The organism is Mycobacterium parascrofulaceum ATCC BAA-614, assembly GCF_000164135.1.
GTDB classification, from domain to species: domain Bacteria; phylum Actinomycetota; class Actinomycetes; order Mycobacteriales; family Mycobacteriaceae; genus Mycobacterium; species Mycobacterium parascrofulaceum.
Genome location: NZ_GG770553.1, coordinates 1184438 through 1202914, shown reverse-complemented (window position 1 = coordinate 1202914; position 18477 = coordinate 1184438). Strand labels below are relative to the sequence as shown.

The window sequence follows — 18477 nt, the reverse complement described above, 5'->3', positions numbered from 1 at the left end:
CCGGCGATGCGCTGCGCAGGCCCGCGGGCGCGCCCGCCTCCTGCTGGGTCTCCTCCAGCAGCGGCGGCAGCACCCGCAGCAGGTCGTTGAACTGCCGCACGGTGCGCAGCCCCTCGTCCCACTGGGTGCGGGTGCTGGTGATCGGCATGGCCACCAGCGTCCAGTTCTGCTCGTTCCACATGATCTCGGCGGAGTCCGGCGCGGTGTGGGCGAAGGTCACCATGCGGCGGTCGCAGGCCCGGCGGGCCGCGTCCAGGTTGGTGGAGTACACCATCCGCGGGCCGATCGCGCCCAGCAGCCAAATGTCGCTTTCCCGTGGCTCTTTGAGCCCTTTGAGCCGCAGGTCCACCACCACGTTCGTGCCCACCTTGCGGTGCAACGCGATGACGGTGGCGACCTCCTCGAGGTCGAAGATGTACACCGCCTCGCCGCGGATCTGGCCGAGCACGACGTTCTCGGCGGCGATGTCGCCCACCGTCGAGATCACGCCGCGCTTCCAGCGCTTGAGGATGTCGGCCGATTCACGCTCGTAGTCGAACCCGTGCGACCGCGCCCACGACCTGCGGCGCCTGCTGCGCCCGCGGCGCCGGTCCAGGTCGACGTACAGCAACACGCCCGCGCCGACGAAGCACAGCGCGGAGAGCGTGAACCAAAGGGGGACCATCCCACACAGGGTATCCGTTATTGCGCAGGAATACAGAAACCGGCCAGGTCACAACCCCGTCACAGGTGCACCATTCGCGCCGCGCGTGTGGCGGGCGGGCGTCTCGGGTGTGCGCTGACGGCGTTGAGTGTGCGCTCGCGGCGGGATCTCGGCGATGTCGCCGCCTTGAACGCACACTCAACGCCCAGCATTCACACCCGGCCGGCGACCTCAGCCCAGGATCAGCGAGTCGCCGTCCGGGCTGACGTTCACCGGGACGGTGTCGCCGTCGTGCACGTCGCCGGCCAGCAGCTGCTTGGCCAGCTGGTCGCCGATGGCCTGCTGCACCAGCCGCCGCAGCGGCCGGGCGCCGTAGACCGGGTCGAATCCGCGCTGGGCCAGCCACTGCTTGGCCGGCAGCGACACCTCCAGGGTGAGGCGGCGCTGCGCCAGCCGCTTCTGCAGCTGGGCCAGCTGGATGTCGACGATCGACACCAGCTCGCCGGGCTCGAGGCCGTGGAAGATGATCACGTCGTCGAGCCGGTTGATGAACTCCGGCTTGAACGCCGAGCGCACCGCGGCCATCACCTGCTCCTCGCTGCCGCCCGACCCGAGGTTGGACGTCAGGATCAGGATGGTGTTGCGGAAGTCGACCGTGCGGCCCTGCCCGTCGGTGAGCCGGCCCTCGTCGAGCACCTGCAGCAGCACGTCGAACACGTCCGGGTGCGCCTTCTCGATCTCGTCGAACAGGATCACCGTGTACGGCCGGCGGCGCACCGCCTCGGTCAGCTGACCACCCTGGTCGTAGCCGATGTAACCCGGAGGGGCGCCGACGAGCCGGGCGACCGAGTGCTTCTCGCCGTACTCGCTCATGTCGATGCGGACCATCGCGCGCTCGTCGTCGAACAGGAACTCGGCCAGCGCCTTGGCCAGCTCGGTCTTACCGACACCGGTCGGCCCGAGGAACATGAACGACCCGGTCGGCCGGTTGGGGTCGGCGACACCGGCCCGGCTGCGGCGCACGGCGTCGGACACCGCGGTCACCGCGCGCTTCTGGCCGATGACGCGCTTGCCCAGCTCGTCCTCCATGCGCAGCAGCTTGGCGGTCTCGCCCTCGAGCATCCGGCCGGCGGGGATGCCGGTCCACGCGGACACCACCTCGGCGATGTCGTCGGGCCCGACCTCCTCCTTGAGCATCACGTTCTCGCGGGCCTCGGCGTGCGGCAGCGCGGCGTCGAGCTTCTTCTCCACCTCAGGGATGCGCCCGTAGCGCAGCTCGGCGGCCTTGGCCAGGTCGCCGTCGCGCTCGGCGCGCTCGGACTCCCCGCGCAGCGCCTCCAGCTGCTCCTTGAGTTCGCGCACGACGTCGATCGCGCTCTTCTCGTTCTGCCAGCGGGTCGTCAGCTCGGCCAGCTTCTCCTTCTGGTCGGCCAGCTCGGAGCGCAGCTTCTCCAGCCGCTCCTTGGACGCCTCGTCCTCCTCCTTGGCCAGCGCCATCTCCTCGATCTCGAGGCGGCGCACCAGGCGCTCGACCTCGTCGATCTCGACGGGCCGGGAGTCGATCTCCATCTTCAGCCGGCTGGCGGCCTCGTCGACCAGGTCGATGGCCTTGTCCGGCAGGAAGCGGGCGGTGATGTAGCGGTCGGACAGCGTCGCCGCCGCGACCAGCGCCGAGTCGGTGATGCGCACGCCGTGGTGCACCTCGTAGCGGTCCTTCAGCCCGCGCAGGATGCCCACGGTGTCCTCCACCGACGGCTCGCCGACCAGCACCTGCTGGAAGCGGCGCTCCAGCGCGGCGTCCTTCTCGATGTACTTGCGGTACTCGTCCAGCGTGGTCGCGCCGACCAGCCGCAGCTCGCCGCGGGCCAGCATCGGCTTGATCATGTTGCCGGCGTCCATCGCGCCCTCGCCGGTCGCGCCGGCGCCGACGATCGTGTGCAGCTCGTCGATGAACGTGATGATCTGGCCGGCCGAGTTCTTGATGTCGTCGAGGACGGCCTTCAGCCGCTCCTCGAACTCGCCGCGATATTTGGCGCCGGCCACCATCGAGCCCAGGTCCAGGCTGATGACGGTCTTGTCGCGCAGGCTCTCGGGGACGTCGCCGGCGACGATGCGCTGGGCCAGGCCCTCCACGATCGCGGTCTTGCCGACGCCCGGCTCACCGATGAGCACCGGGTTGTTCTTGGTGCGGCGGCTCAGAACCTGCACGACCCGGCGGATCTCGTTGTCCCGCCCGATGACCGGGTCCAGCTTGCCCTCCCGGGCGCGGGCGGTCAGGTCGGTCGAGTACTTCTCCAGCGCCTGATAGGTGGCCTCGGGCTCGGGGCTGGTGACCCGCGCGCTGCCGCGCACCTTGACGAACGCCTCGCGCAGGGCCTGCGGCGAGGCGCCGTGGCCGGTCAGCAGCTTGGCAACGTCGGAGTCGCCGGTCGCCAGGCCGACCATCACGTGTTCGGTGGAGACGTACTCGTCGTCCATCTCGGTGGCCAGTTGCTGGGCGGTGGTGATCGCGGCCAGCGATTCGCGCGACAGCTGGGGTTGCGAGCTGGCGCCGCTGGCCTGGGGCAGCTGCGCGACGAGGCGCTCGGCCTCGGCGCGAATGGTCGCGGGCGCGACGCCGACAGCCTCCAGCAGCGGTCCCGCGATCCCGTCGGCCTGCGTGAGCAGGGCCATCAGCAGGTGCGCGGGCCGGATCTCGGGGTTACCGGCGGCCGACGCCGCCTGGAGCGCCGAGGTCAGCGCCGCTTGCGTCTTGGTTGTCGGGTTGAAAGAGTCCACGACGCCTCCGTTCCATACGTAAGTGGAAAATGCTTGTCGCGTTGTTCAACGCCGTCAAGGTTGAGTCTGTTCCGCTCAACTCTAACGAGTTTTCGAGTAATGTCGCGTGCGGGGGTACCCGGGTAGCGATGACGCAGACAGCACAGCCCCGCGACCGAACCGGCGCCCACCGCGTACCCGGCGCATTCAGGCTGGCCGTCCTGGCCGGCGCGCTGGCGCTGGCGGGCCTGGCGGTGGTGGGATTCCGCGCCGATCTGGCCGACGGCGGCGCGTCGGCGACCGTCCCGGAGTCGGGCACGTTGCAGGTCAACGGCACCGGCACGACGAAGACCGTCGGCTGCCACGGCGGCTACCTGTCGGTCAGCGGCCAGGCCAACACGGTCACCGTCACGGGGCACTGCACCAGCGTCACCGTCTCCGGCCACGACAACCGCGTCGCGGTCGACAGCGCGGACGCGGTCAGCACCTCCGGCACCAGCAACGCGGTGACCTATCACTGGGGTTCGCCGAACGTCGCCAACGCCGGGACGGCCAACACCGTCAAGCAGGGCTGAGCCCGGTCACGGGCGATAGGCCGCCGGCAGGCCGAGTTCGGCCGCGTCCGCGGTCAGGTAGCGCTGCACGCTCGGCGCGATCAACCCGACGACCTCCTCGGTCGCGAGCTCCGTCAGCGGTCCCACCTTCATCACGTAGCGGAACAACGCGGTCCCGACCAGATTGGTGCCGGCCAGGTTGGCCCGCAGCAACGTATCCGGCCCCTCGCCGAGGACGCCGGAGATGGCCGCCATCACGTAACCGCGCATGAAATCGCGGAAGGCCTCGTGCGCATCGGAATTCAGCATCGCCGAGTGCAGCATGGCGACCATGGTCGGGCCGGTCTCCGGCTCGTCCCAGATCTGCAGGTAGGCCCGCACCAATCGGGCGCCGATGTCCCCGCGCGAGCCGCCGGTCATCGCGGCCGCCAGCACGCTGCCATCCAGGATCAGCCGCATCGACTCCCGGAACAGCTCGGCCTTGGACCCGAACAGGTAGAGCACCATCGCGGCGTCCACGTGGGCGTCCTCGCCGATCTCCCGCAACGTCGTCTTGTCGTAGCCCTGGGCCGCGAACCGCCGCTTGGCCGCGCCCAGCACCACGTCCTTCGACACGGGCTCGCCCTGGCGGCGGCCGCGGCGCTTGCGCACGCCTCCGCCGACGCCGGCCTGTCGCGTCCCGGGTGGCGAACTGGCAGGTGACGGCATACGACGACAGTATCATTTCATTGAATGTTGAAATAGTGCGGGCGCGCGGCCAGCCTAGAATCGGGCCCCGTGGGGCTCGAGGACACCGACGCGTTGCGGGTGCTGCGCGATGCCTTCGCGCCGGATGAGCCGGGCACCGGCAACGAACTCGTCCGCCGGTTCTACACCCACTGGTTCGGCCTCGACGTCTCGGTGCGCGACCTCTTCCCGCCCGAGATGGGCGCGCAGCGGGCCGCTTTCGCCCACGCCCTGCACTACGTGTACGGCGAGCTCGTCGCCCAGCGCGCCCAGGAGCCGGTGGCCTTTCTCGCGCAGCTGGGCCGCGATCACCGCAAATACGGTGTGCTGCCCCGGCATTACGACACCTTGCGGCGTGCTCTGCTGTCGACGTTGCGGACGTCGCTCGGCGACTCCTGGACGGACTCCGTGGCCGCGGCGGCCGACCAGTCGCTCAACCTGATCACCGGGGTGATGCGGGGCGCCGCGGACGCCGACCAGGGGCCGGCCTGGTGGGACGGCACGGTGATCGAGCACACGCGGGTCTCGCGCGACCTCGCGGTGATCCGGCTGCAGCTCGACCGCCCGATGGACTACCACCCCGGTCAGTACGTCAACGTCCATGTCCCGCAATGCCCGCGGCGCTGGCGCTACCTGTCCCCGGCCATCCCCGCGGATCCCGGCGGCGGCATCGAGTTCCACGTCCGGGTGGTCCCCGGCGGGCTGGTCAGCACCGCGATCGTCAACGAGACCCGCCCCGGCGACCGGTGGCGGCTGTCCAGCCCGCACGGCGGCCTGCGGGTCGACCGGGCCGGCGGGGACGTGCTGATGGTCGCCGGGAGCACGGGCCTGGCGCCGCTGCGGGCGCTGATCATGGACCTCAGCCGGTACGCGGTGAATCCCCGGGTGCACCTGTTCTTCGGCGCCCGCTACCGCTGCGAGCTCTACGACCTGCCCACCCTGTGGCAGGTGGCGTCCCACAACCCGTGGCTGTCGGTCTCGCCGGTCTCGGAGTACGGCGCCGATCCGGCGTGGGCCGCCGACTATCCCGACTGCACGCCGCCGCGCGGCCTGCACGTGCGCCAGACCGGCCGGCTCCCCGACGTGGTGACCAAATACGGCGGGTGGGGCGACCGGCAGATCCTGATCTGCGGCGGGCCGGCGATGGTGCGGGCCACCAAGGCCGCGCTCATCGCCAAAGGCGCTCCGCCGGAACGCATTCAGCACGACCCACTGTGGAGGTAAGCATGCGCGTCGTCACCCTGCACGACCCGGCGTCGCCGGTGACCGCCCAATTCGTGCCCGGGGCGGGGATGGTCGGCACCTCGCTGCGCGACGACGGCACCGAGCTGCTCGGGCAACGGCGCGGGCTGGACGCCTACGTGACGGCGGGCAAGACGATGGGGATCCCGATCCTGTATCCCTGGGCAAACCGGTTGAGCGCGAACACCTATACCGCCGAAGGCGTGACGGCCAAGGTGACGCCGGGCGAGAACCGCGTCCGCGCCGACCCCAACGGGCTGCCGATCCACGGGCTGCTGGCGGCCTACCCGGGCTGGCGGGTGACCGCCGAGTCGGCCGCCGAGTTGACCGCCGAGCTGGACTTCGCCGCCGACCCGCAGCTGCTGGCCGGCTTCCCCTACCCGCACCTGCTCACGGTGGCGGTGCGGCTGGCCGACCGGACGCTGACGGTGCGGACGACCGTGACCGCGACCGGCGACACGGCGGTCCCGCTGTGTTTCGGCTTCCACCCCTACCTGCGCCTGCCGGACGCGGCCCGTGCCGAGTGGGTCGTCCACACCCCCCCGCTGCGGCACCTGTTGCTGGACGACCGGGGGCTGCCGACGGGGGCCTCCGAGCCCGCGCCGGCGCGCGAGGAGGCGTTGGGGGACAACGCTTTCGACGACGCCTACGACCAGGTGCCCGACGGCGCGGTGTTCGCGGTGTCCGGCGGCAGTCGCCGGGTGGAGGTGCGCTTCGAACGGGGGTATCCGGCGACGCAGATCTTCGCCCCCAGGGGCGAAGGGCCCGAGAAGGAAATCGTGTGCTTCGAGCCGATGACCGCGCCCACCGACGCGCTGCGCCGCGGCGGCTACCGATCCGCGCGGCCGGGCGAGCCCGCGGTCACGCAGTTCTCGATCCGGGTCTGATCAGCCGCGCGTCCGGCGCGGTTGCCACACCACCACGGCGGTGCTCTTGGGCACCACCGCCAGGTCGCGGCGCTGGCCGGCGCGCACCTGCGCCAGCTCCTCGGTGAGTTCCTGCACCCGCGACTGCAGCGCCTCGACCTGGTTGGTCAGCTCGATGATGCGCTTGATGCCGGCGAGGTTGACCCCCTCGTCCTGGGACAGCCGCTGCACCTCGCGCAGGAGGTTGACGTCGTGCTCCGAATAGCGCCGTCCCCCACCGGAAGTGCGGCGCGGGCTGACCAGGCCGAGGCGATCGTAGGTGCGCAGCGTCTGGGCGTGCATGCCGGCCAGCTCGGCGGCCACCGAGATCAGGAACGTCCGGGAATCCTCCCGGGAATTCTTCGCCATCAGCGGTTACCTGCCCATCCCGCACGCGGGTCGAACCCGCTGGCGCGCTCGGCGGCCGCGTACGCCTCCAGCGCCTCGGCCGCTGCGCCCTCGACGTTCGGCGGAACGGCGACCTTCACGGTGACGAGCAGGTCCCCGTTGCCGCCGCTGCGCTTGGGGACGCCCCGGCCGCGCACCCGCAGGATGCGACCGTCGGAGGTGCCCTTGGGCACCCGCACGCCGACCTTGCCGTCCAGCGTCGGCACCGAAATCGTTGAGCCCAGGGCCAACTCGGTGAAGCTGACCGGCACGGTCACGGTGAGGTCGTCACCGTCGCGGCCAAACACCTTGTCCGGCCGCACATGTACGGTCACGTACAGGTCGCCGGACGGGGCCCCGCGCAGCCCGGCCTCACCCTGCCCGGGCAGCCGGATCCGCTGGCCGTCCTCGACGCCCGGCGGGATCCGGACGTTGATGGTGCGGGTGCGGGTGGTGACCCCGGTGCCCTTGCACTCGTCGCAGGGGTGCTCGATGATCGAGCCGCTGCCCCGGCAATCGGTGCACGGCTCGGAGAAACCGAACGCCCCCTGGTTGCGGCTGATCACGCCGGAACCGTTGCAGGTGGGGCACACCTTCGGGCTGGTGCCCGGGCGCGCGCCGCTGCCGTGGCAGTTGGTGCACGGCGCCGGGCTGGTCAGCCGCAGTGGCATGGCCACGCCCTTGGCGGCCTCGACGAAATCCAGCTGCGTCTCGGTCTCCAGGTCGTTACCGCGCCGCGGCCGGCTGGGACGGGCCCCGGCGCCGCGCCCGAACAGGCCGCCGAACAGGTCGCCGATGTTGGCGCCACCGCTTCGGCCGGCGGCGTCGAAGAGATCGTTCAGGTTGAACTCGGCGCCGTCACCGCCGGCGCCGAACCCGCCGAAACCACCAGCGTCGAACCGGCGCCCGCCGAAACCGCCGCCCGCGAACAGGCGGCGGGTCTCGTCGTACTCCTTGCGCTTCGCCGGATCCGACAACACGTTGTGCGCTTCCGACACCGCCTTGAATCGCTCGCCGGCGGCGGGATTGTCGGGGTTGGCGTCGGGGTGCAGGTCGCGCGCCAGCTTGCGGTAGGCGCGTTTGATCTCTTCGGGGCTGGCGTCAGAGGAGACGCCCAGCTCCTTGTAGAAGTCCTTTTCGACCCATTCTCGCTGGGCCATGTCGCGTCACCCCCTTCACCTTTCGAGTTCTGTTGTTGTGCTGATTGTGTGGTCTATTCACCGGACGCGCCGCGGTTATCGCCCGATTCGGCCGGGTCCGCCGCGGCGGCGCCCTCGTCCGGCACGGTGTCTGCGACCGTGTCGATGACACCGACCAGGGCGTGCCGCAGGACCTGGTCGCCGAGCTTGTAGCCCTGCCGCATGACCGTGCCGATCACCGGCTTGGACCCGTCGCCGCCGTCGCCCTCGTGCTGCACGGCCTCGTGCAGCACCGGGTCGAAGTCCTCGCCTTCCGCGCCGAACGCGCTCAGGCCGAGCCCGGTCAGGGCGCTGTCCAGCTTGTCGGCCACCGACTTCAGCGGGCCGGATTCCAGGTCGCCGTGCTTGCGCGCCCGCTCGAGATCGTCGAGCACGCCCAACAATTGGCTGACGACGCCGGCCTTCGCCCGGTCCGCGGCGGCCTGCTGGTCGCGCAGCGCGCGCTTGCGGTAGTTGGCGAAGTCGGCCTGAACCCGTTGCAGGTCGGCGAGCAACTCGGTGGCCTTGCCGGCCTCCTCCGGGCTTTCGCCCGCGTACTCGTCGGCCGCACCCCCGCCCGGCGCCCCCGCTTGGGCGCCGGGCGAGACGTGCCGAACCTCACCGGTCTCGGGATCGATCCGCCGCTTGTCGGTGACGGTCACCTGTTCGGATGGATTGCTTTCGCTCACTTGGACTCCCGGTCGTCGTCGACCACCTCCGCGTCCACGACGTCATCGGCGGAACCGGCCTGCGGGCCACCGGCGGCGTCTCCGTCGGCCCCGCCCGCGGCCTGGGTGGCCTCGTAGATGGCCTGGCCGAGCGCCTGGGACTCCTGGCCCAGCTTCTCCATCGCCGCCTTGATCGCGGAGATGTCGGTGCCGCCCAGGGCCGTCTTGGCCTCGGCGATCGCGCCGTCGACCTTGGACAGCGTCTCCTCGGGAACCTTCGACCCACCCTCGGCCTCGCGCTGGTCCTTGACGAACTTCTCCGTCTGGTAGACCAGCGACTCGGCCTGGTTGCGGATGTCGGCCTCCTCGCGACGCTGGCGGTCCTCCTCGGCGTGCGCCTCGGCGTCCTTGATCATCCGGTCGATCTCCTCCTTGGACAGGCCGGAGCCCTCCTGGATCTTGATCGTGTTCTCCTTGCCGGTGCCCTTGTCCTTGGCCGTGACGTGCACGATGCCGTTGGCGTCGATGTCGAAGGTGACCTCGATCTGGGGCACGCCGCGCGGAGCCGGCGGGATGCCGGTCAGCTCGAAGGAGCCGAGCAGCTTGTTGTGCGAAGCGATTTCGCGCTCACCCTGATAGACCTGGATCTGCACCGACGGCTGGTTGTCGTCGGCCGTGGTGAAGGTCTCCGACCGCTTGGTCGGGATCGTGGTGTTGCGCTCGATCAGCTTGGTCATCACGCCACCCTTGGTCTCGATACCCAGGCTCAGCGGCGTAACGTCAAGCAGCAGAACGTCTTTCACCTCGCCCTTGAGCACGCCGGCCTGCAGCGCGGCGCCCACGGCCACCACCTCGTCGGGGTTGACGCCCTTGTTGGGCTCCTTGCCGCCGGTCATCTCCTTGACCAGGTCCGACACCGCGGGCATGCGGGTGGAACCACCCACCAGCACGACGTGGTCGATCTCGGAGACCGAGATGCCGGCGTCCTTGATCACCGACTGGAAGGGCTGGCGGGTGCGGTCCAGCAGATCCTGTGTGATGCGCTGGAATTCGGCGCGGGTCAGCTGCTCGTCGAGGAACAGCGGGTTCTTGTCCGCGTCGACGGTGATGTAGGGCAGGTTGATCGAGGTGCTCTGCGAACTCGAGAGCTCGATCTTGGCCTTCTCGGCGGCCTCACGCAGCCGCTGCATCGCCATCTTGTCCTTGGTCAGGTCGATGCCGCTGGTGCCCTTGAACTTGTCGACGAGCCACTCGACGACGCGGTCGTCCCAGTCGTCCCCACCGAGGTGGTTGTCACCGCTGGTGGCGCGGACCTCGACCACACCCTCGCCGATCTCGAGCAACGAGACGTCGAACGTGCCGCCGCCGAGGTCGAAGACCAGGATGGTCTGTTCCTTCTCGCCCTTGTCCAGGCCGTAGGCCAACGCCGCCGCGGTGGGCTCGTTGACGATGCGCAGCACGTTCAGGCCGGCGATCTGGCCGGCCTCCTTGGTCGCCTGCCGCTGGGCGTCGTTGAAGTACGCCGGCACGGTGATGACGGCGTCGGTGATGTCCTCACCCAAATACGCCTCCGCGTCGCGCTTCAGCTTCATCAGCACCCGGGCGCTGATCTCCTGGGCGGTGTATTTCTTGTCGTCGATCTCGATGGACCAGTCGGTGCCCATGTGCCGCTTCACCGAACGGATGGTGCGGTCGACGTTGGTCACCGCCTGGTTCTTGGCGGGCTGACCGACGAGCACCTCGCCGTTGCGCGCGAACGCGACGATGGACGGGGTCGTCCGTGAGCCCTCGGAGTTGGCGACGACGACGGGGTCTCCGCCCTCGAGAACTGCGACGACGGAGTTGGTGGTCCCGAGGTCGATACCGACCGCACGAGCCATAGTGATTCCTCCTGATTGAGTAGAGCGTCTTTGGTGCCACTATGCTGAGTGAACCCCGCTCAAGCCTGCTCTTGCCGGCACCGTGGTGTCAACCCAGGATTGAGTGTGGTTCGCTCAACTTGTCGATCATGCTAACGGCGGGCGGCGCCCACTTTGTTCCCGGGTCCCCAAAGAGGGTGCAGCCAGGGCGTCGGCCGTGCACACAGGGCGGAAACGGCGGCCGATTTTCGCCCCGCGCGCACCCGCGATGCCGTCAGCGCACGCGGAAGCCCGAACGTCCTCGGCCGGAGGCGGGCGGCGGCCGCCGAGCGCGCCCGCGCGCCCGTCGATGGGTTAACCTGGGGCTTCCCCGCAGCCACCCGGCAGGAGCGTGATGGCACCGCCCGACAGCGCCGCCACGCGGCTCGCCCGCGAAGACGCGGGCTATCACAAGGGCCTCAAGAACCGCCAGATCCAGATGATCGGCCTGGGCGGCGCCATCGGAACGGGTCTTTTCCTCGGCGCCGGGGGCCGGCTCGCGTCGGCGGGGCCCGGGCTGTTCCTGGTGTACGGGATCTGCGGCGTCTTCGTGTTCTTGATCCTGCGCGCGCTCGGCGAACTCGTGCTGTACCGCCCGTCCTCCGGATCCTTCGTGTCCTACGCGCGCGAATTCTTCGGCGAGAAGGCCGCTTTCGCGGCGGGCTGGCTGTACTTCATCAACTGGGCGATGACGGGGGTGGTGGACACCACCGCGATCGCGCACTACTGCCACTACTGGAAGACGTTCCAAGCGGTCCCGCAGTGGACGCTCGCGCTGATCGCGCTGCTGGCGGTGCTGGCGATGAACCTGATCTCGGTCAAGCTGTTCGGTGAGCTGGAGTTCTGGGCCTCGTTGATCAAGGTGCTCGCGCTGGTGACGTTCCTCGTCGTCGGCACGGTGTTCGTGGTCGGGCGTTTCAAGGTCGACGGCCACGACCCCGGCGTCGCGATGTGGGAACGCCACGGCGGCCTCCTGCCGGCCGGGCTGCTGCCCCTCGTGCTCGTCACCTCGGGCGTGATCTTCGCCTACGCCGCCGTCGAGCTGGTCGGCATCGCGGCCGGGGAGACGGCGAATCCGCACCAGATCATGCCGCGCGCCATCAACTCGGTGGTGTTTCGCATCGTGATCTTCTACATCGGGTCGACCGTCCTGCTGGCGCTCCTGCTGCCCCACACCGCCTACCGGGACCACGTCAGCCCGTTCGTGACCTTCTTCGCGAAGGTCGGATTCGGCGGCGCGGGCAGCGTGATGAACCTGGTGGTCCTCACCGCCGCGCTGTCCAGCCTGAACGCCGGCCTGTACTCCACGGGCCGCATCCTGCGGTCGATGGCGATGAACGGCAGCGGCCCGAAGTTCACCGCCCCGATGTCGAAGAACGGCGTGCCGTACGGCGGGATCCTGCTCACCGCCGTCGTCGGCCTGGCGGGCATCGTGCTCAACGCCGTCGAACCGAGCCGGGCGTTCGAGATCGTGCTGCACATCGCCGCGGTGGGCGTCGTGGTGGCCTGGGGCACGATCGTGGCAAGCCAGCTGCGGCTCTACCGCCTGTCGCGCGCCGGGACGTTGCAGCGGCCGCACTTCCGGATGCCGCTGGCCCCCTACAGCGGCTACCTCACCCTGGCGTTTCTGGCCGGCGTCCTGATCCTGATGCTGTTCGACAGGGTCCAGGGCCCGTGGCTGCTCGGCGCCCTGCTCCTGGGCATCCCCGCGCTCGTCGCGGGGTGGTACCTGGTCCGCGACCGGGTGCGGGCCGCGGCCGAAGACACCGCGCTGCAGGTCGCAGACCGCTCATCACCTGGCTAGGGCTCGTCGATGTCCCGGCCGCCGGCGAGGTCCGCGCAGTCGACGATCTCGACGTCGTTCCGGGTGCGCAGGTAGGCGCCGGCGCCCTGATCGCCGGCGATGCGGTCGAGCACCCCGGACCAGTGCCGGCGCGCGACCACCACCGGATGCCCCGGTCGGCCGCCGAACGAGGCGCGCGCCAGGCCGGACGGGGACGCGATCGCGCGGTCCAGGACCCGCGCCACCACGGCGGGCCCGACGTCGGGGGTGTCGATGACGTGCAGCGCGGCGTAATCCGCACGCAGGCGGTCGGCCTGCCGCAGCCCGGCGCGCACCGAGGCGCTCAGCCCGTCCCGCCACCGCGGTTCCATGACGGTGGTGGCCCCGGGCGGGGCGGCGACCCGGGCGGCGCCCAGCACGACGACGACGTCGGCGCAGCCCCCGGCGCGCAGGGCGTCCACCGCGATGTCCAGCCAGCCGTCGACCAGCACCTTCGGCTTGCCGTAGCGCCGCCCCGCGCCCGCGGCCAGCAGGATCCCGACGGCGTGTGGAGCGGCTGTCGACTCCGGTAACCCCACTCTCCTATGATGACATTGCACTTCTCCCAAAGCGATAACTTCGCTGCGCGTTGGCATCGGATGGAGCGTCATGACCCACGACGTGCAAGGGGCCCCCGCGGTCCCGGTCACCCCGGCGCCCCGGTACGCCGGGACCCGCGTCCAGCGGGTGGAGGACGGCCGGCTGCTCACCGGCCGCGGCAGCTTCGTCGACGACATCTCCCGGCCCGGCATGCTGCACGCCTGCTTCGTGCGCAGCCCGTTCGCGCGGGCGCGCATCAACGGCATTGACGCCTCGGCCGCGCTGGAACTGCCCGGCGTGCGCGCGGTGTTCACCGCGGCCGACCTCAACCCCGACGTGCACGAGGCGTGGCACGCCGTCGCCGGCAAGGACGTTCCGGACACCCCGCGGCCGCCGCTGGCCGAGGGCGAGGCGAAGTTCGTCGGCGATCCGGTCGCCCTGATCGTCGCCGAGAGCCGGTATGTCGCCGAGGACGCGCTGGAACTCGTCGACGTGGACTACGAGCCGCTGCCCGCGGTCACCGACTTCACCCGGGCGCAGTCCTCCGACGTGCTGGTGCACGACGCCTACCCCGACAACGTCGCGGGCGGGATGGGTGGCGCGCCGCCGGACGAAGAGCTGTTCGCCGACGCCCCGTGCGTCGCCAAAGAGCACATCTATCAGCAGATCTACGCGCCGGTGCCGATCGAGACCCGCGGCCTGGTCGTCGAATGGACCGCCGCCACAGGGGAACTCACGATGTGGGCGTCCACCCAGACCCCGCACGAGCTGCGGGCGTTCTGCGCCCGGCTGTTGGGCATTGCGGCGCAACGCGTTCGGGTCATCATGCGCGACACTGGCGGCGGCTTCGGCCAGAAGGTCGTCCCGATGCGCGAGGACATGTGCATCATGCTGGCGGCCCGCAAGGTGCCCGCCGCGCTGAAGTGGATCGAGGACCGGCGCGAGAACCTCATGTCGGCCGGGCAGGCCCGGCACGTCGACGGCACCGGCCGGATGGCCTTCGACGGCGAGGGCAACATCCTGGCCGCCGACATCGACTTCGTGCAGGACATCGGCGCCTACCCGACGCCGTACCCGGTGCTGACCACGGCCGCCATCGGCATGTTCTTCCCGGGGCCCTACCGGGTACCCAAGGCCAGCTTCAACTACAAGACCGTCTTCTCCAACACCAGCGGCCTGGCCGCGTACCGCGGCCCGTGGCAGTACGAGACGCTGGCCCGCGAGGTCCTGCTCGACATCGCCGCCCGCAAGATGGACATCGACCCGGTCGAGCTGCGCCGGCGCAACCTGTTGCGCCGCGACGAGATGCCCTACGTCAACCCCAACGGCATGCCGTACGACCACGTCGCCCCGATCGACACGTTCGAGCAGGCGGTGAAAATCCTTGACCACGAAGGGTTTCGCAAGGAGCAGGCCGAGGCGCTGGCGCAGGGGCGCTACCTGGGGCTGGGGTTCTCGGCCTACATCGAGCCGACCGGCGCGGCGACCGGCCACCTGGCCACCGAAGGCGCCACCATCCGGATGGAGCCGACCGGCAAGATCAACGTGTACGTCAACGGCGGCTCCAGCGGAAACAGCATCGAGACCACGGTGGTCCAGCTGACCGCCGACGCGCTGGGCGCCGACATCGACGACGTGGCCACCATCCAGGGCGACACGGCGATCACCCCGTACGGGGCCGGGACGCAGGGCAGCCGCAGCGCGCCGATGACCGCCGGGGCCGTCAACGAGGCCGGCGCGATCCTGCGGGAGAAGATCGTGGCGCTGGCCGCGCATCACCTGAAGGTGGCGGAATCCGAAGTGGACCTGGCGTTTTCGGTGGCCAGCGTGCGCGGTGACCCGTCGAAGTCGGTGTCGTTCGGCGAGCTGGCCTACGTGGCGCACTACTCGCCGCAGCAGCTGCCGCCGGGCCTGTCGGCCAACCTGGAGGCGACCGCCCGGTTCAATTCGACCAACCCCATCCACTGGTCCAACGCCACGCACGCCTGCACCTGCGAGGTGGACGTCGCGACGGGCAAGGTGACGCTGCTGCGCTACATCGTCAGCGAGGACGTCGGACCCATGATCAACCCGTCGGTGGTGGAGGGCCAGATCGCCGGCGGAACGGTGCAGGGCATCGGCGGCGCGCTGATGGAGGACATGGTCTACGACGACGACGGCAACCCGCTCGCAACGACTTTCGTCGACTACCTGCTGCCCACGGCCACCGAGGTGCCGCCCATCGAATTCGGCCACGTGGAGATCCCCGGGCCGGGGCCCGGCGGCTACAAGGGCGCCGGCGAGGGCGGGGCGATCGGCTCGACGCCGGCGGTGATCAACGCCATCAACGACGCGCTGGCGCCGCTGGGCGCGACGGTCACCCGGCTGCCGGCCAGCCCGGCGTCCATCGCCGCGCTACTGGAAGAGGGGAAGCGGTGAAACCCGCCGCGTTCGAATACCACCGCCCCGCCAGCGTCGACGACGCCGTGCGCCTGCTCGCCGAACTCGGCGACGACGCGAAGATCCTGGCGGGCGGCCAGAGCCTGGTGCCGATGCTGGCGATGCGGCTGGCCTACTTCGACCACCTCATCGACGTCTCCCGGCTGGGCGAGCTGCAGGGCATCGAGCGCAGGGGTGACGAACTGTGGATCGGCGCGGGCACCACCGAGGCCGCGGTCGGCGTGAGTGATCAAGTGCGCCAGTATGTTCCGCTGTTGACCCGGGTGACGCCGTTCGTCGGGCACTTCCAGATCCGCAACCGCGGCACGCTGGGCGGGTCGGTCGCCCACGCCGACGCCGCCGGCGAATACCCGGCGGTCGCGCTGACCCTGGACGCGGTGATGGAGGTCGCCTCGCCGCGCGGGCGGCGCGAGATCGACGCGGCCGACTTCTTCGCCGGCGTATGGGAGACCACGATGGACTCCGACGAGATGCTGACCGGGGTGCGGTTCCCGGTGTGGGACGGCCGATGCGGGTTCGGTGTCGAGGAGTTCTCGCGCCGGCACGGCGATTTCGCGATCGCCGGCGCCCTGGTCGCGGTCCGGCTCGACGACGCGGACCGGGTGTCGCGCTGCGCGATCGGGCTCCTGGGCCTGGGGTCGACGGTCCGCCGCGCGACGGCGGCCGAGGTCGTGGCCGTCGGCAGGCCGATCGGCGAGCTGGTGCCCGAGGAGATCGGCGAGGCCGCCATGAAGGGGCTCGACGACGTCCCCAACGACCTGCAGGGGTCGGCGTCGTACCGCCTGAAGGTGGGTGTCACCATGGCCGCCCGCGCCTGGACGCAGGCAATCACCGAAGCCCTGGGGGAAAGCCATGCGTGAACACCCAATCGAATTGTCCGTCAACGGAACTCCGGTCGCCGCCGGCGTCGAACCGCGGATGACGCTGGCGGACTTCCTGCGGGACACGTGCGGGCTGACCGGCACCCACCTGGGCTGCGAGCACGGGGCGTGCGGCGCGTGCACGGTGCTGCTGGACGGCGAGGCCGTGCGCTCGTGCCTGATGTTCGCGGTGCAGGCCGACGGGACCGAGGTGACGACGGTCGAGGGTATCGCCGCACCGGACGGCACCCTGTCGCCCGTGCAGTCGGCGCTGCGCGAGTGCCACGGGCTGCAATGCGGCTTCTGCACGCCCGGTTTCGTCATGTCGCTGACCGCGCTGCTGCGCGACAATCCCGACCCCAGCGACGAGGAGATCAGGGAGGGCCTGTCGGGAAATTTCTGCCGGTGCACGGGGTATCAGGGCATCGTCGCCGCCGCGCGCCGGGCGGCCGAGACCCAGTCGGTCACGCGGCGATAAAGCTTCACCATCAGGCCCGCATCGGTAAGCGCGCGCTTGCACGGTGTTTCGGCACTTCGCGCGTAATCTGATTTCCCGATATCGGGAGATGATCGGGAGTGGCGCGTGCGGTTTTCGCAAAGGGCACGGTGGAGTCTTGCCGGTGGGTCCCTGCTGATTGCGCCGGTGTTGGTCAGCCCCGCGCTGATCGACGCGTGTTCCACCACCATCGCGGGCAGGCCGGTCGCCGCGCCCGGGGCCGGGCCGGTGGAGCCGACATTCCCGACACCGCGACCGACGGCCTCGCCGCCGGGGCCGACCGCGAGCCCCGCGCCCGGCCTGCCGACGACGCCCGCCAACCCGACCGCGCCGGCCGGTGCCATCCCACTGCCGCCCGACGAAAACGGTTACGTTTTCATCGAAACCAAGTCGGGCAGCACGCGGTGCCAGATCAACAGGGACACCGTCGGCTGCGAGGCGCCCTTCACCAACTCACCCATGCAGGACGGGGAACACACCAACGGCGTCAGTGTGGATTCCGCCGGCAAGGTGCAGTGGGTGCTGGGCAACCTGGGCGCCATCCCGACCGTCCAGATCGACTACAAGACCTACAACGCCGCCGGCTGGACCATCAACGCCACCGCCGACGGCACCCGCTTCACCAACGACCGCACCGGCCACGGCATGTTCGTCAGCCTCGACAAGGTCAACACGTTCTAACGGCCAAGCCGCGACCGGCGATCGCCGGTTCAGCCGTCCCAGACCAGGTGGCCGTCGCGGCGGCGCGCGCCGTCGGCGGGGCGGTGTGGGCGCAGGCGGCCGTCCGGCATCAGGTGTTGCACCGGCACCGAGCGACCGAGTTCCGCCACGTCGGCGATCAGCCGCCGGTGGCAGCGCCACCAGACGCTCTCGCTGCACATCACCGCGGTGGTGCGCCGGGCGGCGTCGGCCAGGACCTCGTCGAGCGCGGCGTCGAACTCCGGCGTCCGCGTGTAGGCGGCGTACGCCCGGAACGCGGCCACCGACCACCAGGTGTCCGGCTCCGGTTCTCCCGCCGCGACGTGACGCCGCCCGCCCAGGAGGGGCTCCCACCGGTAGTCGATGCCGCGTTCGGGCAGCCAGCATTCCAGGGCCTCGCGCCGCACGTCCGGATTCGTCCGGCTGGCCGGATAGCGCCGGACATCCACCACCAGCTCGACTCCCGCGCCGGCGAGCAACTCCGTTAGCCGCTCACGGTCGGCCGTCCCGTGCCCCACGGTCAGCAACGCCCGCTCCACTCGACCAGTGTGCCCGGCGGTCGACACACAGCCCGGGCCGATCAGAATGGGTGCGATGATCCTCGCCGTCGACTTGGGTAAGACGTCGTGCCGGGCGTCGGCCGGGGGCCGCAGGGCCCGGGGG

Annotated in this window: 17 protein-coding genes; 8 read left to right on the top strand and 9 right to left on the bottom strand. The window is 70.5% G+C overall.

Annotated features, from left to right (window positions below):
* A partial coding sequence (gene ttfA / locus HMPREF0591_RS05625) for a trehalose monomycolate transport factor TtfA (RefSeq protein WP_007167475.1) occupies positions 1–664 on the bottom strand: 664 nt, incomplete at its 3' end.
* 210 nt (positions 665–874) lie between these two features.
* The gene (clpB, locus tag HMPREF0591_RS05620; protein ID WP_007167474.1) at positions 875–3421 is read right to left on the bottom strand and encodes an ATP-dependent chaperone ClpB; all 2547 of its coding nucleotides are present in this window, start codon (positions 3419–3421) and stop codon (positions 875–877) included.
* 128 nt (positions 3422–3549) lie between these two features.
* Between clpB and HMPREF0591_RS05615 the strand changes: the two genes are divergently transcribed.
* Complete coding sequence (locus tag HMPREF0591_RS05615) at positions 3550–3975, top strand: DUF3060 domain-containing protein (protein ID WP_040621192.1); 426 nt, start codon at positions 3550–3552, stop codon at positions 3973–3975.
* Between the two features lie 6 nt (positions 3976–3981).
* Here the strand turns inward: HMPREF0591_RS05615 and HMPREF0591_RS05610 are convergent, their stop codons facing one another.
* On the bottom strand, positions 3982–4662 hold the full coding sequence (locus HMPREF0591_RS05610) for a TetR/AcrR family transcriptional regulator (RefSeq protein ID WP_170826143.1): 681 nt from the start codon (positions 4660–4662) through the stop codon (positions 3982–3984).
* Between the two features lie 69 nt (positions 4663–4731).
* Between HMPREF0591_RS05610 and HMPREF0591_RS05605 the strand changes: the two genes are divergently transcribed.
* Positions 4732–5904 carry an FAD-binding oxidoreductase gene (locus HMPREF0591_RS05605; RefSeq protein ID WP_007167471.1) on the top strand — a complete coding sequence of 391 codons (1173 nt, stop codon included), beginning with the start codon at positions 4732–4734 and terminating at the stop codon, positions 5902–5904.
* A gap of 2 nt (positions 5905–5906) precedes the next feature.
* Positions 5907–6809 (top strand): aldose 1-epimerase, encoded by a 903-nt coding sequence (locus HMPREF0591_RS05600; protein WP_007167470.1) that lies wholly within the window; start codon positions 5907–5909, stop codon positions 6807–6809.
* Here the strand turns inward: HMPREF0591_RS05600 and HMPREF0591_RS05595 are convergent, their stop codons facing one another.
* Genes HMPREF0591_RS05595 through dnaK form a run of 4 tightly spaced genes read right to left on the bottom strand, consistent with a single transcriptional unit; the run spans position 6810 to position 10940 of the window.
* Positions 6810–7196, bottom strand: coding sequence for a heat shock protein transcriptional repressor HspR (locus HMPREF0591_RS05595; RefSeq protein ID WP_007167469.1), 387 nt, complete (start codon positions 7194–7196; stop codon positions 6810–6812).
* Entirely contained in the window at positions 7196–8374 is a 1179-nt protein-coding gene (gene dnaJ, locus HMPREF0591_RS05590) for a molecular chaperone DnaJ (protein ID WP_007167468.1), read from the bottom strand. Before dnaJ ends, HMPREF0591_RS05595 begins: the two co-directional genes overlap by 1 nt.
* A gap of 53 nt (positions 8375–8427) precedes the next feature.
* Positions 8428–9081: a nucleotide exchange factor GrpE gene (grpE, locus tag HMPREF0591_RS05585; protein ID WP_007167467.1), complete on the bottom strand. Its 654-nt coding sequence runs from the start codon at positions 9079–9081 to the stop codon at positions 8428–8430.
* The gene (gene dnaK, locus HMPREF0591_RS05580) at positions 9078–10940 is read right to left on the bottom strand and encodes a molecular chaperone DnaK (RefSeq protein WP_007167466.1); all 1863 of its coding nucleotides are present in this window, start codon (positions 10938–10940) and stop codon (positions 9078–9080) included. Before dnaK ends, grpE begins: the two co-directional genes overlap by 4 nt.
* 373 nt (positions 10941–11313) lie before the next feature.
* Here dnaK and HMPREF0591_RS05575 point away from each other — a divergent pair, with 373 nt between their 5' ends.
* Complete coding sequence (locus tag HMPREF0591_RS05575; RefSeq protein WP_040621903.1) at positions 11314–12762, top strand: amino acid permease; 1449 nt, start codon at positions 11314–11316, stop codon at positions 12760–12762.
* On the opposite strand, the gene HMPREF0591_RS05570 is transcribed toward HMPREF0591_RS05575, so the two are convergent.
* On the bottom strand, positions 12759–13319 hold the full coding sequence (locus HMPREF0591_RS05570; RefSeq protein WP_007167464.1) for a nucleotidyltransferase family protein: 561 nt from the start codon (positions 13317–13319) through the stop codon (positions 12759–12761). The genes HMPREF0591_RS05575 and HMPREF0591_RS05570 overlap by 4 nt on opposite strands.
* A 70-nt stretch (positions 13320–13389) precedes the next feature.
* On the opposite strand from HMPREF0591_RS05570, the gene HMPREF0591_RS05565 reads away from it, so the two are divergent.
* The 4 genes from HMPREF0591_RS05565 (at position 13390) to HMPREF0591_RS05550 (ending at position 17796) form a co-directional block, all read left to right on the top strand.
* Positions 13390–15738 carry a xanthine dehydrogenase family protein molybdopterin-binding subunit gene (locus HMPREF0591_RS05565; protein ID WP_007167463.1) on the top strand — a complete coding sequence of 783 codons (2349 nt, stop codon included), beginning with the start codon at positions 13390–13392 and terminating at the stop codon, positions 15736–15738.
* The gene (locus tag HMPREF0591_RS05560; RefSeq protein WP_007167462.1) at positions 15735–16619 is read left to right on the top strand and encodes an FAD binding domain-containing protein; all 885 of its coding nucleotides are present in this window, start codon (positions 15735–15737) and stop codon (positions 16617–16619) included. Before HMPREF0591_RS05565 ends, HMPREF0591_RS05560 begins: the two co-directional genes overlap by 4 nt.
* On the top strand, positions 16612–17097 hold the full coding sequence (locus HMPREF0591_RS05555; protein ID WP_007167461.1) for a (2Fe-2S)-binding protein: 486 nt from the start codon (positions 16612–16614) through the stop codon (positions 17095–17097). Before HMPREF0591_RS05560 ends, HMPREF0591_RS05555 begins: the two co-directional genes overlap by 8 nt.
* Before the next feature lie 150 nt (positions 17098–17247).
* Positions 17248–17796 (top strand): hypothetical protein, encoded by a 549-nt coding sequence (locus HMPREF0591_RS05550; RefSeq protein WP_085981568.1) that lies wholly within the window; start codon positions 17248–17250, stop codon positions 17794–17796.
* Between the two features lie 29 nt (positions 17797–17825).
* Here HMPREF0591_RS05550 and HMPREF0591_RS05545 read toward each other — a convergent pair whose 3' ends face one another.
* Positions 17826–18353, bottom strand: coding sequence for a DUF488 domain-containing protein (locus tag HMPREF0591_RS05545; protein WP_040621188.1), 528 nt, complete (start codon positions 18351–18353; stop codon positions 17826–17828).
* Positions 18354–18477 lie beyond the last annotated feature (124 nt).

What these genes read in the sequence shown, in the direction of transcription:
- HMPREF0591_RS05615 (WP_040621192.1), top strand. Translation starts at nt 3,550, where the DNA reads ATGACGCAGACAGCACAGCCCCGCGACCGAACCGGCGCCCACCGCGTA.
- HMPREF0591_RS05610 (WP_170826143.1), bottom strand. Translation starts at nt 4,662, where the DNA reads ATGCCGTCACCTGCCAGTTCGCCACCCGGGACGCGACAGGCCGGCGTC.
- HMPREF0591_RS05600 (WP_007167470.1), top strand. Translation starts at nt 5,907, where the DNA reads ATGCGCGTCGTCACCCTGCACGACCCGGCGTCGCCGGTGACCGCCCAA.
- HMPREF0591_RS05595 (WP_007167469.1), bottom strand. Translation starts at nt 7,196, where the DNA reads ATGGCGAAGAATTCCCGGGAGGATTCCCGGACGTTCCTGATCTCGGTG.
- dnaJ (WP_007167468.1), bottom strand. Translation starts at nt 8,374, where the DNA reads ATGGCCCAGCGAGAATGGGTCGAAAAGGACTTCTACAAGGAGCTGGGC.
- dnaK (WP_007167466.1), bottom strand. Translation starts at nt 10,940, where the DNA reads ATGGCTCGTGCGGTCGGTATCGACCTCGGGACCACCAACTCCGTCGTC.
- HMPREF0591_RS05575 (WP_040621903.1), top strand. Translation starts at nt 11,314, where the DNA reads ATGGCACCGCCCGACAGCGCCGCCACGCGGCTCGCCCGCGAAGACGCG.
- HMPREF0591_RS05565 (WP_007167463.1), top strand. Translation starts at nt 13,390, where the DNA reads ATGACCCACGACGTGCAAGGGGCCCCCGCGGTCCCGGTCACCCCGGCG.
- HMPREF0591_RS05555 (WP_007167461.1), top strand. Translation starts at nt 16,612, where the DNA reads ATGCGTGAACACCCAATCGAATTGTCCGTCAACGGAACTCCGGTCGCC.